This is a genomic window from Micromonospora sp. 050-3, assembly GCF_046549335.1.
GTDB classification, from domain to species: domain Bacteria; phylum Actinomycetota; class Actinomycetes; order Mycobacteriales; family Micromonosporaceae; genus Micromonospora; species Micromonospora trifolii.
In genome coordinates, this window is the sequence record NZ_JAJPVX010000003.1 from 485,315 (window position 1) to 497,718 (window position 12,404).

At 71.6% G+C, this 12,404-nt stretch carries 12 protein-coding genes; 7 read left to right on the forward strand and 5 right to left on the reverse strand.

The annotated features are described in order from the left end of the window. Positions 1 to 85: 85 nt before the first annotated feature. On the forward strand, positions 86 to 1,438 hold the full coding sequence (locus tag ACLJOK_RS30330) for an MFS transporter (RefSeq protein WP_410821932.1): 1,353 nt from the start codon (positions 86 to 88) through the stop codon (positions 1,436 to 1,438). Between the two features lie 9 nt (positions 1,439 to 1,447). Here the strand turns inward: ACLJOK_RS30330 and ACLJOK_RS30335 are convergent, their stop codons facing one another. Then, a complete protein-coding gene (locus ACLJOK_RS30335; protein WP_112681335.1) occupies positions 1,448 to 1,690 on the reverse strand; it encodes a mycoredoxin in 243 nt (80 codons plus the stop codon). Positions 1,691 to 1,782: 92 nt separating this feature from the next. On the opposite strand from ACLJOK_RS30335, the gene ACLJOK_RS30340 reads away from it, so the two are divergent. The 3 genes from ACLJOK_RS30340 to ACLJOK_RS30350 all read left to right on the forward strand — a co-directional run bounded on the left by ACLJOK_RS30340 (position 1,783) and on the right by ACLJOK_RS30350 (position 4,814). Beyond that, a complete protein-coding gene (locus ACLJOK_RS30340; protein WP_410821933.1) occupies positions 1,783 to 3,948 on the forward strand; it encodes an ATP-dependent DNA helicase UvrD2 in 2,166 nt (721 codons plus the stop codon). A gap of 121 nt (positions 3,949 to 4,069) precedes the next feature. After that, entirely contained in the window at positions 4,070 to 4,318 is a 249-nt protein-coding gene (locus tag ACLJOK_RS30345; protein ID WP_410821934.1) for a hypothetical protein, read from the forward strand. A gap of 130 nt (positions 4,319 to 4,448) precedes the next feature. Then, positions 4,449 to 4,814: a WhiB family transcriptional regulator gene (locus tag ACLJOK_RS30350; protein WP_410821935.1), complete on the forward strand. Its 366-nt coding sequence runs from the start codon at positions 4,449 to 4,451 to the stop codon at positions 4,812 to 4,814. Between the two features lie 317 nt (positions 4,815 to 5,131). On the opposite strand, the gene ACLJOK_RS30355 is transcribed toward ACLJOK_RS30350, so the two are convergent. From ACLJOK_RS30355 to ACLJOK_RS30365, 3 genes are all read right to left on the reverse strand, one after another. Further along, positions 5,132 to 6,478 carry an ABC1 kinase family protein gene (locus ACLJOK_RS30355; protein ID WP_410821936.1) on the reverse strand — a complete coding sequence of 449 codons (1,347 nt, stop codon included), beginning with the start codon at positions 6,476 to 6,478 and terminating at the stop codon, positions 5,132 to 5,134. After that, entirely contained in the window at positions 6,475 to 7,587 is a 1,113-nt protein-coding gene (locus ACLJOK_RS30360; RefSeq protein ID WP_410821937.1) for a TOMM precursor leader peptide-binding protein, read from the reverse strand. Before ACLJOK_RS30360 ends, ACLJOK_RS30355 begins: the two co-directional genes overlap by 4 nt. Positions 7,588 to 7,836: 249 nt before the next feature. Further along, positions 7,837 to 8,007, reverse strand: coding sequence for a DUF5679 domain-containing protein (locus ACLJOK_RS30365; RefSeq protein WP_167457767.1), 171 nt, complete (start codon positions 8,005 to 8,007; stop codon positions 7,837 to 7,839). A gap of 512 nt (positions 8,008 to 8,519) precedes the next feature. Here ACLJOK_RS30365 and ACLJOK_RS30370 point away from each other — a divergent pair. Further along, on the forward strand, positions 8,520 to 9,053 hold the full coding sequence (locus ACLJOK_RS30370) for a M48 family metallopeptidase (protein WP_410821938.1): 534 nt from the start codon (positions 8,520 to 8,522) through the stop codon (positions 9,051 to 9,053). A gap of 163 nt (positions 9,054 to 9,216) precedes the next feature. Then, the gene (locus ACLJOK_RS30375) at positions 9,217 to 9,825 is read left to right on the forward strand and encodes a hypothetical protein (protein ID WP_410821939.1); all 609 of its coding nucleotides are present in this window, start codon (positions 9,217 to 9,219) and stop codon (positions 9,823 to 9,825) included. Between the two features lie 82 nt (positions 9,826 to 9,907). Here the strand turns inward: ACLJOK_RS30375 and ACLJOK_RS30380 are convergent, their stop codons facing one another. Continuing rightward, positions 9,908 to 11,242, reverse strand: a complete 1,335-nt coding sequence (locus ACLJOK_RS30380) for a zinc-dependent metalloprotease (protein WP_410821940.1) — start codon at positions 11,240 to 11,242, stop codon at positions 9,908 to 9,910. 115 nt (positions 11,243 to 11,357) lie between these two features. On the opposite strand from ACLJOK_RS30380, the gene ACLJOK_RS30385 reads away from it, so the two are divergent. Continuing rightward, complete coding sequence (locus ACLJOK_RS30385; RefSeq protein WP_410821941.1) at positions 11,358 to 12,371, forward strand: PDZ domain-containing protein; 1,014 nt, start codon at positions 11,358 to 11,360, stop codon at positions 12,369 to 12,371. Positions 12,372 to 12,404: the final 33 nt, after the last annotated feature.

Consider the following 12,404-nt stretch of genomic DNA (forward strand, 5'->3'; position numbering starts at 1 on the left):
ACGGGAATGCCGGATGACGACGGACCCGCGGTCGCGGCCCGTCGACCTCGCCCATCTGGGCACGCCATCCCGCCGGAGGGACCCCATGCGCACGATCCTGCGCCGACCCGACTTCCGCCTGCTCTTCGGCGGCCTGCTGGCCAGCATGACCGCCGAGTCGATCCTGCTGCTCGCACTCGCCATCTGGGTCAAGGATCTGACTGGCTCGAACGGGTTGGCCGGCGCCACGATCTTCGCGGTCATCGCGCCGATGACGCTGGCGCCCCTGGTCGGCTGGGTTGTCGACCGCTACCCGCGCCGCCCGTTCTTCGTGGCCGCGAACGTGCTGACCGCGGCCCTGCTCGCCCCGTTGTTCACCGTCCACGACGCGGGCGACGTCTGGGTCGTCTACCTGGTGGCCGCCCTGTACGGACTCTCGTCCATCACGCTCGGCGCGGCGCTCAGTGGGCTCATCCGCGAGATGGTGCCGGTCGAGCTGCTGGCCGACGCGAACGGCGTGCTCCAGACAGTGCGCCAGGGGATTCGACTGGTCGGCCCGCTGGTGGGCGCGGCGCTCTACGCGGCGCTCGGCGGGTGGGTGCTGGCCGGAATCGGCATGGTCGGATTTCTGACCGCGGCGGCGGTCGTCACCGCGCTGCCCACCCCGCAACAGCTGCCACCGGCAGTACGGCTGCGGTGGCCGGCCGAACTGGGTGCCGGCCTGCGGCACCTGGCCGGCGAGCCGGCCCTGCGGCGTGCCCTGCTCGGCTACGGGCTCGGGTCGCTGGTGATGGGCTTCAGCGAGTCGCTCATCTTCGCCTACGTCGACCAGGGGCTGAACCGGGATGCCGCGTTCGTGGGCGTGCTGGTCACCGTGCAGGGCGTCGGTGGTCTGCTCGGCGGACTCTGCTCACCGACGCTGGTCCGCCGGCTCGGAGAGGTCGGCACGCTGGCCGCGGGGGTCGCCTTCTTCTCTCCGGCCGCGCTCGCGCTCGCGTTCCCCGATCTGCGGCTCGGGTTCGCGGCGGTGCTGCTGGCCGGGGTCTCGCTCCCGCTGACGATGGTGGGGCTGCACACGCTGATCCAGCGCCGCACCCCGCCGTCGCTGGTCGGCCGGGTCGCCGCGGCCACCCAGGCGGTGGTCAGCGGGCCGCAGGCGTTCTCCATCGGGGCGGGCGCGCTGCTGGTCGGGTTCCTGGACTACCGGCTGCTGTTCGCGCTGGTCGGGGTCGCCACACTGGCCGCCGGCAGCTACCTGTGGCGGGGCCGGCACCTGAGTGCGCCGGCCGGGGCTCGCCCGCCGACGCCGCCCACCCGCCCGACGCTCCCGGCGCCCCGCCGACCGGTCGAGGACGCCGACCGACCCGAGCTTCCGGCACCCGCCGACCGCCGCCGCCGTGACCCCTCCGGAACACGACGAGCGGCCGCCCCGAATGAGGCGACCGCTCGTCGAAAATGAACCGGCAGATCAGGCGTTGAGCGTCTCCAGGTGCTGCTTCACCTGGGTGATCGAGGGATTCGTCAGGGCACTGCCGTCGGCGAAGCGCAGCGTCGGCACCGTCTGGTTGCCGCCGTTGACGCTCATCACGAAATCCGCGGCCTTCGGGTCCTGCTCGATGTCGACCACCTCGTACCCGATGCCCTCCCGGTCGAGCTGCGACTTCAGCCGGTGGCAGTAGCCGCACCAGGGGGTGGAATACATCGTCAGCATCCTCGGATCCTCCAACTCCTCCGGCCGCGGCTTGCGGATCAAGCCGAGCCTGTTCGCTGCAACGCTGGGAGGAGCTGAGATGATTCCTGGTTGTGGTGGTTCACTCAGCGTCGGAACAGGTGCTCGCCGGGTTGGACCCTGAGCAACGCTCCGCCGTGACCGCACCCGCCGGCCCGGTCTGCATCCTGGCCGGCGCCGGCACCGGCAAGACCCGGGCGATCACCTCCCGAATCGCCCACCGGGCGCTCTCCGGGGAGATCTCTCCCCGGCACGTGCTCGCTGTCACCTTCACCGCCCGCGCCGCCGCCGAGATGCGACACCGTCTCACTCTGCTCGGGGCGCAAGGTGTCCAGGCGCGAACATTTCACGCGGCCGCGCTGCGCCAGGTGCGATACTTCGCGCCCCGGCTGCTGGCCGGCCGCGCCATGCCCGAACTGCTGGACAGCAAGGTACGACTGGTCACCCTCGCCGCCGCCCGGGTCGGCCTGCGTACCGACCGGGCCGCCGCCCGTGACCTGGCCGGCGAGATCGAGTGGGCGAAGTCGTCGCTGGTCGAGCCGACGGACTACGTGGTGGCCGCGGCCCGGGCACTGCGCGACACACCCCACGAGCCGACCAAGGTCGCCGACGTGTTTACCGCGTACGAGCAGCTCAAACGGTCGAACGGTGTGATCGACTTCGAGGACATGCTGCGGGCCGCGGTGTGGGGCATCGAGGAGCACTCGGACGTCGGCGAGCAGATCCGCACCCAGTACCGGCACTTCGTGGTCGACGAGTACCAGGACGTCAACCCACTCCAGCAGCGGTTGCTGGAGGCCTGGCTGGCCGGCCGCAACGACCTGACAGTGGTCGGCGACGCCAGCCAGACGATCTACTCGTTCACCGGGGCGACCTCGGCGTATCTGGTCGACTTTCCCCGCCGACACCGCAACGCCACAGTGGTGCGGCTGGTCCGTGACTACCGCTCCACCCCGCAGGTGGTCGGGCTGGCCAACGCGGTGATCTCCCAGGCCCGAGGCACCGAGGCGCGGTTGCGGCTGGAGCTGAGCGGGCAGCGCCCACCCGGCCCCGAGCCCGACCTGCGGATCTTCACCGACGAGCCGGCCGAGGCGAACGCGGTGGCCGCGCGCTGCCGCGCGCTGATCGACGCGGGCACGCCGGCGAAGGAGATCGCCGTGCTGTTCCGGGTCAACGCGCAGTCCGAGGCGTACGAGAAGGCGCTCACCGAGGCCGCGGTGCCGTACGTCGTGCAGGGCGCGGAGCGGTTCTTCGAACGGACCGAGGTGCGCCAGGCGATGGTCGCGCTGCGTGCCGCCACCCGCTCGATCCCGGGGGAGACACCGCTGCCGGCCGCCGTCGTCGAGGCGCTCACCGCCGTCGGCTGGGCCCCGGACGCGCCCCCGGCCGGCGGCGCTGCCCGCGAGCGGTGGGAGGCGCTGTCCGCGCTGGTCCAGCTCGCCGAGGAGTACGCGGTCACCCCCGAGGTCGTGCCGATCGGCGAGGCCGCCTCGGTGGAGCGCCAGGTCACCCTCACCGACTTCACCGAGGAGTTGGCGCGCCGGGCCACCCAGCAGCACGTGCCGACGGTGGACGGCGTGACGCTGGCGTCCCTGCACTCGGCGAAGGGGTTGGAGTGGGACGCCGTCTTCCTGGTCGGCCTCGCCGAGGGCACCCTGCCCACCACGTACGCCAAGACCGTCGAACAGGTCGAGGAGGAGCGCCGGCTGCTCTACGTCGGGATCACCCGCGCCCGGGAGTGGCTGTGGCTGTCGTACGCCGCCGCGCGCTCGCCGGGCGGACGGGCCCGGCGGCCGTCGCGGTTCCTGCCCCAGCTGGACCGCTCCGGCGGCACCGAACGGGCGACCGGGGGCGCCGGTCCGGCCGGTCGTCCCGAGCGGCGGCGAACCCAGATCGTCTCGTGCCGGATCTGCGGCGCCACCCTGCTCGCCGGCCCGGACCGCAAGCTCGGCCGCTGCCCCACCTGCCCGTCCGACATAGACGATGAGCTGCACGAACGGCTGCGCGAGTGGCGGCAGCGGGTGGCCGGTGCACAGAAGGTCCCGGCGTACGTGGTCTTCACCGACGCGACGCTTGTCGCGTTGGCCGAGCGGCGACCGGGCCGGTCGGAAGAGTTGATCGCCATCGCCGGTATCGGCCCGCGCAAGCTGGGCCTCTACGGCGAGTCGGTGCTGGCACTCGTGGCCGGTGCCGGGGTGGACGATGTCTGCCCGGAGAAAACTTTCGAAATCTCGTCGTAAATTCGTTTGCCCTCGCCCCGGCGCGAGGAATAGCCTCAGAACACACCACGCGAGCGGCGCCATTCCGGCTGCTCACGGGGTCGGTCCAGTCGATTCGAGGAACGTGAGGGAGGTGGGTCCCGTGAAGATCTTCACCTATGAGCGTCTGACGGCGATGCCGTCTGTCTGCGCTCCGCTGTCGGCTGTCCGGGTGGCCCTCGCGGCTGCACAACCGTCGGTTCCGCAGGTGCACCAGGTTCAGGCCGAGCTGATCCTGACCGTCGCGCCCGCTGGAGTCGAGGGGACCAGTGGCTTCACGGGCAATGGCATCCGGGTCGCCAAGAAGCGCATGGATGTCCGCGGCGTTCCACCTCGAGGTAAACCGGTCTGACCATCAGACTCCGGCTCACCTCGAGGCCGCGGAACCCGCTTACCGGGATCCGCGGCCTCAGTTTTTTGCCCGCCGTAAGTACGTCGGAATGCGATCCACGAGATCGAAGTGAGAGAGAGGTGACCGGGAGATGAGTCTGGCGTTGGCCCCCCTCGACATGAGCGTCGAGATGGAGGCGAACCTGCCCTGCCGGAAGTTCGACCCCGACCTGTGGTTCTCCGACTCGCCCACCGAGCTCGAGCTGGCCAAGTCACTCTGCGGGGACTGCCCGCTGCGTGTCGAGTGCCTGGCCGGAGCCGTTGAGCGAGCGGAGCCCTGGGGCGTCTGGGGCGGCGAGATCTTCGAGCGTGGCGCGGTTGTCCCGCGTAAGCGGCCCCGTGGCCGTCCGCGTAAGGAGGACGTCGCCCGTGACGCCGAGCTTCGGGTCGAGGCCGAGGCGCGCTTGGCGGCCATTGGGCTGTCCGAGGTGCGTGGCGCGGTCCGGCTGGCAGCCTGACATGTTCCCGACCCGTTCCAACTACGCCGGTGGCACACCGGCAGTGAGTGAGAAAACGATGTTGAACGTTCCGAGTGGAGCCTTCGAGATGCAACTACTCCACGAAGCGTTGACCCGGGCTCGAATGCGCCGGCCTCAGGCCGGTCGTACCACCACGAGCACTGAGGCAACCCGATCCGCCCGTACCGTCGCCATGACCGGCCGCAACCAGGCGGCTCGCGACCTGGGCGTTCTCTAGTACCACTCCACGCAGAAGGGCGGGTGCCGACCGGCACCCGCCCTTCCCCATGTCGTCAGGCGACCTGGCCTCGTCGTGGTCAGGCGACCGGGGCGAAGCCGGGCAGCCAGCGCTCCAGGATGCTCCGGTAGGGGGCCTTCGCCTCCAACTGGCAGAGCACCCCGATCGACCCGAGCGTCACCCGGTGGATCAGCAGGTACGACGGTGGCAGGTTGAGCTGCCTGCTCAGCTGGTACGTGGGGGAGCGGGGGCTGGCCAGTCGCCCCGCCTCGGCCCGTAGCCAGGCCCGGGTGAACCGGAAGCCGTCCGCCGCGATGGGCTCCAGCATGGGGCGGATGAAGTCGAGCACCCCCTCGGCGTCGATCTCCTCGGCCGAGCCGATGAACCCCTCCGACCGCAGCCCCGCCACAACCTCGTCGGCATCGCCGCGTAGGGCCATCGCGGCGATACGACCGATCGGCTCCGGGGTGCCCTCCGGCATCCGGGCCACAGCACCGAAGTCGATCACCCCGAGTCGGCCGTCGGGCAGCAGCCGGAAGTTTCCCGGGTGCGGGTCGGCGTGCAGCAACCCGGCCCGCTGCGGCGCGGACAGGTGCAGGGTGGCCATCAACCGGCCCGCCTCGTCCCGGTCCTCCTCGGTGCCCTCGCGGATGATGTCGGCCAGCGGGGTGCCCGTCACCCATTCGGTGACCAGCACCCGGGGCGAGGCGTTGATCACCTCCGGGATGTAGATCTCCGGGTCGTCGGCGTACGCGGCGGCGAAGGTGCGCTGCGACTCGGCCTCCAACTCGTAGTCCAACTCCTCGGTGATCCGTTCGCGCAGCTCGGCCAGGAGCGGCTTGACGTCCAGGCCAGGCTGAATGGCCCGGAACATTCCGCCCAGTCGGGAGAGCTGCTTGAGGTCGGCGAGCAGGGCGTCGCCGGCCCCCGGATACTGGATCTTGACCGCCACGTCGCGGCTGTTCGGTTCGCCCGACTCGTCGAAGCCCGGCTCGCGCCACCGCGCCCGGTGCACCTGGCCGATGCTGGCGGCGGCGGCCGGGACGTCGTTGAACTCGACGAACAGGTCCCGCCAGTCGGGGCCGAGCTGCTCGGTCAGCACCTTGTGCACGCTGGCGACCGGCAGCGGCGGGGCCGCCTCCTGCAACTTCGTCAGTGCCTGCCGGTAGGGCGCGGCGATCTCCTCCGGCAATGCGGCCTCGAAGACCGACAGCGCCTGGCCGAACTTCATCGCCCCGCCCTTGAGCTGGCCCAGCACGCTGAACAGCTGCTCGGCGGTGCGCTGCTGAATCTCCGCGGAGATCACGTCGGAGGCCAGCCCGGTGACGCGCTTCCCCATCCCGAGAACGGTCCGGCCGGCGAAGCCGAGCGGCAGGGCGGCGAGCTTGGCGGTGCGGGACACGGCGCGGCGCGGGATGTCGGTCACTCGGTCATTGTTACCGACCGGAGGGCCCCGCTGCTGCTCTGCGGCTGGGCTGGTGCGGACACACGGCTCCGCGAGCACCCACAAGCTGGGTGTGGCGGCCAACCCCGACGACGGAAACGGCCGGCACCGGTGATCTCCATGGCGCTACCCAGCGTCTCCGGCTGGCCGCCGTCCAGCTGCGTCAGCGCCTCGGCCAGCGCGTACCCGCACGCGGCGAGCAGCGTGCCGGTCGTTCCGGCGGCCACCGGGTCGGCGGCGGCAAGTTGCGCGGCGAGCCGGGGCCAGTCCGGGTCGCGGTCGGCCCGGTGCAGCTCGACGCAGTGCAGGCAGGGTCCGACGGGTGGGCGGACCAACGGCCCGATCACCGGTACGCCCTCTCGCAGCGTGACCAGCAGGTGCGGCTGCCGGCGCTGGGCGAGGCCGGCGGCGAGCAGCGCGGGAGGCCGATCCGTGCCGAGCTGGATCACCAGGTCGATCCGCCCGGCGCGGCTGGGGTGGGTGCCGGTGCCCGGTGCGACGCGGTTGACCGCAGCTCGCACCGCCGGTGCCAGCGGGTGACCGAGTTCGCTGGCGGGGATGCCGGTGCCAATCAGGTCGACGGGGCGTACCGGGCCGGTGAGCTGGGGAACCACCTGCCCCACGCCGGACTGGGCCAACGCCACCGTCAGCGGCCCGCCGAGCGCGCCGGCGCCGTTGAGCAGGACGCGGGCCGCCCGCCGCCGACGCAGGACCTGCGCGGGGCTGCCGGGCAGTCGGGCGGTGGCCAGGGCCAGCGCGCCGGCCTCCGCCGCGAGCCGGGCACGGACCGGGCCGGTCAGGTCACGGGGGAGCAGGCTGTGCGCGGGCACCAACAGGCCGGCGGCCCGCAGGGTGTCGAGCAGGGTACGCGCGTCGTCGGCGCTGACCTGGGCGGCCGCCGCCTGGGCCAGCACGGTGCGCTCGCTGCGGGTGCCGTCGAGCAGGTCGAGCAGGTGGGCGGCGCGGGGGTTCGCCAACTCCAGGAGGACGGCCGGCCCAGGGCCGACGCCGAGCTGGAGGGTGTGCCGGTCCCGCCAGAGCCGGCTGAGGCCGGGCAGCAGGGTGGGGCGGGGCAGTGCGGTACGGCTCATGGTCACGAATCGTGACCGCATCTTCGCGTTCGGTCGATCGTTGTCCACAGGCGGCCAGGCCGCTGTCCAGCGCTATCCACAGGATTTGACGGGTTTTCCACAGCCCCTCGCGCCTGTTGTCGGCCACCCGACAGGGCTTCTGTTGTCGGTGCATCCGACAGGGCTACCGCCGCCGGTGGCACCGAACTCCCGATCGGCAACGGGGGTGGGATGGCCACCGGCCACCCCACCCCCGTTCACCCGTTCGGGTCAGACCTTGGCCTTGCCCAGGATGCGGTTCACTGTTGTACCGCATACCGGACACTTGCCCTTGGCCATGTTCATTCCGGTCTTCGAGACCTCGACGTGCCCCTCGAAGTCCCGCTTCTCCTTGCACTTCACGCAGTAACCGTTGTAGGTCGTCTGGGCCTGGTCGGCCACGGTGCCCTCCTCGTCTCGTCCGCCGGTCAATGCCGTTCCGGCGGGGTGCCCTGCGGCGGGCCACACGGGGCGCCGGCGCTGGGTCTCACTCCGCGGCCACCTTCGTGACCGCTGGTCCGCGGACCCTACCCAGGTCTGGGCAGTTCCATGTCAGCTGTGCATCGACACTGTGAGCAAGTCGACGTCGAGAGTGTGCATGGCGAAATAGGTCGGATAAGTCAGTTTGGCGGGGACACGCCGACCAAACCCCCACAGCCACCCGTGCGAGTGCCCCCGCAGCGCATCCGGGACGGTGATCACCTACGGTGGGGACGTGCCGCGCACAGGCGCCATCGCCGTTCACCAAGGGTGACGAGATGGCGCGATGGCGCTGCGGTCAAGAAATTTTCGGGACGCCTAGCGACCAATCATCATTTTCTGGGCGCGTGTCGTGCGGTTGACTCTTGCGGACCCCTGGTCAGTGGGCATTAGCTTTCCTTCGTGACACGTAGTCGAGGCTGCGCGGGCCAGTGATGGCGGGGACGCGCAAGCCGGTCGTCGAGGTGCGGCGCAGCCAGCGTCGGCGACGCACGGTGTCCGCGTACCGTGACGGTGAGCGAGTGGTCGTCCTCATCCCCGACCAGTTCTCCCGTGCCGAGGAGAGCGAGTGGGTCGACCGGATGCTCGCCCGGCTCGCCGCCCGGGAGGGGCGCCTCGCCCGCTCCGACGGCGAACTGCTGGCCCGCGCCAACCGGCTCATCGACCTCTACCTCGCCGGGTACGCCACGAAAGCGGTGCCGGCCAGTGTCCGGTGGGTCACCAACCAGAACGGCAGGTGGGGCTCCTGCACGCCGGCAGACCGCAGCATCCGAATCTCGCACCGCGTCCAGGAGATGCCCGAATGGGTGATCGACTACGTGTTGCTGCACGAGTTGGCGCACCTCATCGTGCCCAGCCACAACGCCCGGTTCTGGGCGTTGGTCGGTCGCTACCCCAAGTCGGAACGCGCCCGCGGCTACCTCGAAGGGGTCGCCGCCGCTTCCTCCTGCGCACCGCTGCCCACCTGATCCCACATCCCCGCGCCGAGCCGGGGCGCCGCGTTCCTGAATGCCGCGCTGTTGGAGGCTCCGGGACACCGCGACTTCAATGAAACCGAGTCGATCATGTCGCCAGCCTCGCCCAGCCAGGCGGGTCGGGTGGCAGTGTCGGGTGGGGCGCTAGGGTCGGGGGATGGCGCGACGGGTGGTGGTGGCGTTGCTCGGGCCGGTGCACTGGTCGCCGCCCGGCGTCGACCTGGTGCAGTGGCGAGCGGCTCTCGCGGAAGACGTGATCGACCTGTTCGCCACGCTCAACGAGGTGGAGGTCGCGGTCGCCGTGACCCCGGCCGACCGGGCTCTGGCCGATGCCCTGGTGTGGCCCGGCACGGCGGTGTACGAGGTGGCCGAGCCGACACCGAACGCCGTCTTCGCCGCGCTGGAGGGGTACGACCAAGCGGCCGTGCTGGTCAGTGACGTGCCTGACCTGCCCGCACTGACCGTCGGCAAGCTGCTCCGCCCACTCACCAGCCGGCCGGTCGCGGTGGCCCCGGTCGAGGGCGGCGGCCCGGGTCTGCTCGGGGTCGCGGTACGACTGCCCGCGCCGGACTGGCTGCCGACGCTGGCACTGGACACTGCGACGCCGGCTGAGGCGCGCGCCAACGCCCCGCGCCCGGGTGACGTGGCGGTCACCACCGGTTGGCGACGACTGCGCGGCCCTGCCGACCTGGCCACGCTGGACCCGGCCTTCGAGGGTTGGGAAGCGACCCGCGCCCTGCTCTCCGGGTCGGGCCGAACCACCTGAACCGGCGGCACCGACGAACGCGCCGCGGGTGCCCGCTGTCGATCTGCGGGCACCCGCGGCGCAGGCCGTCGATGCGCGGGCGTCAGGCCTTGGCGTCGCCCTCGCCGTCGGTCTCGTCGGACGGACCGGACTGACCCGACGGACCGGACCGACCCGGCTCATCCGGCTGGCCGGGGGCCTTCTCCTCCACGCCGCCGGGGGCGGTGAAGTCGAAGCTGTCCAGCTCGCTGAGGTCCATGTCGTTCATCGCGAAGGCGACCGGATCGGCAAAGTCGTCGTCCGACGGGAGCAGGTCCGGGTGGCCCCAGACGGCGTCGCGGCCCTCGATGCCCCGGTGCTGGGTGAGCGCGGCCCAGAGCGCCGCGGCCTCGCGCAGTCGGCGGGGGCGCAGTTCCAGACCGACCAGCGCGGCGAAGGTCTGCTCGGCGGGACCGCCGGCGGCCCGGCGACGGCGGAACGCCTCGCCCAGCCGGACGACGTTGGGCAGCCGGTCGCTGGCGGCGCTGTCCACGACGTGGCACACCCAGCCCTCGACCAGTGCGAGTGCGGTCTCCAGGCGGGCCAGTGAGGCCTTCTGCGCCGGGGTGTCCTCCGGCGTGAAGATGCCCTCCAGAGCGATCGCCTGCATCGACTCGGGGTCGGTCGGGTCGACCCGGCCCATCGCCTCCTCGATCGCCTCCCGGTTGACCCGGATGCCCGAGGCGTACATCTCGACAGCGCTGAGCACATGCCCACGCAGCCACGGGACGTGCTGGAACAGCCGCTGGTGGGCGGCCTCGCGCAGCGCCACGTAGAGGCGGACCTCGTCCTCGGGCAGCTCCAGGCCCTCGCCGTACGCCCGGATGTTGGCCGGGATCAGCGCGGCCGTGCCGGCCGGGCCGAGCGGCAGCCCGATGTCGCCGGCGGAGAGCACCTCCGCGGCGAGCGAACCGAGGGCCTGGCCCAGCTGGCCGCCGAAGAGCGCGCCACCGAGGGAGGCCACCATCGACTGCATCGGGCCGAGCTGGGCGCGGGCCTCCGGTGGCACCAGGTCGCCCATCGCGCCGACCATCCGGCTGGCGACCGGGTCGCACAGCTTGCGCCACACGTCCAGCGTCTTGAAGATCCACTCGTTGCGGTTCCACGCAACGGGGTTCTGGATGCCGGAGGGCCACGCCGAGGCGGGCTCCAACCACAGGTCGGCAAGGCGCAACGCCTCCTCGACCGCGTTGCGCTCGTACATCGACACCGCCGGGTCACCGGCGGCCGCGAGCTGGCTGGCTGCTACCTGCCGGGCCAGGTCCCAGTTGACCGGCCCGCTGCCCGGCGCGGAGAGCAGGTGCTGCAACTGCGACATGAACTGCTGCATCTGCGCGGGATCGTTGGGGTCTGGTGGTTGCCCACCCGGAAGCGCGAAACCGAACGGAATATCAGGCACGACATCTACGGTACGCGGACCGCGCCCCAGGTCGCCGCTGCTGGCGTTGCGCTGAGGGCGAAGTCGCGCGGCGCATCCGGCGGGTGACCCGGGACCGGTCGGTACGCTCTGCGGCATGAGACGTCGTGGCCTGACGGTCCTGCTCGGTGCCCTGTTCACCGCCCTGCTGAGCATCGGGGTGCTCCGGGTGCCGATTCCGTACGTGGTGCTGGGCCCGGGGCCGACGGTCAACACCCTCGGTACTACCGACGGCAAGGAGGTCATCCAGGTCTCCGGTCGGGAGACCTCGACCTCGGCCGGTCAGTTGCGGTTGACCACGGTGGGGGTGCAGCCAACTGTGCGGTTGCGGGGGGCGATCGCGGGCTGGTTCTCCGACGACGAGGCGGTGGTGCCGCGTGAGCTGGTCTACCCGCCGGGGGAGTCGACGGAGCAGGTCGAGCAGCGCAACGCCGAGGACTTCAAGGCGTCGCAGACCAGCGCTGAGACCGCCGCGCTGCGGGAGCTGGGCTTTCCGGTGCAGGTGGTGATCAAGACGGTGGCCGGGGATGGCCCGGCGGCCGGGGCGCTGAAGGCCGGCGATCTGATCACCTCGGTCGACGGTCAGCCGGTGCCGGTGGCCGCGAAGGTCACCGAGCTGGTCCGGGCCAAGCCGGTGGGCACGGCGTTGACCATCGGCTACACCCGTGACGGCGTGTCGGCCACCGCGACGGTGACCAGTCAGGAGCAGGACGGCCGACCGCGGATCGGTGTCGAGATCGATCAGCAGCAGCCGCACCCGTTCACGCTCGGGATCGACCTGGGGGACATCGGTGGGCCGAGCGCCGGTCTGATGTTCGCCCTGGGGATCGTGGACAAGTTGACCCCGGCCGACCTCACCGGCGGCCAGATCATCGCCGGCACCGGCACCATCGACGACGAGGGCGCCGTCGGCCCGATCGGCGGGATCGCCCAGAAGCTGGTCGGCGCCAAGCGCGCCGGGGCGAAGGTCTTCCTGGTGCCGGCGGACAACTGCGCCGAGGCGGTCCGCAATCCGCAGCCCGATCTGCCGCTGTTGCGGGTGGGCTCGTTGGACGAGGCGATGACCGCTCTGGAGACGTTGCGCGCGGGTGGTCAGCCGACGCGTTGCTGACCGGTGTGACCGTGCCCCGACACGCTCAGGAAC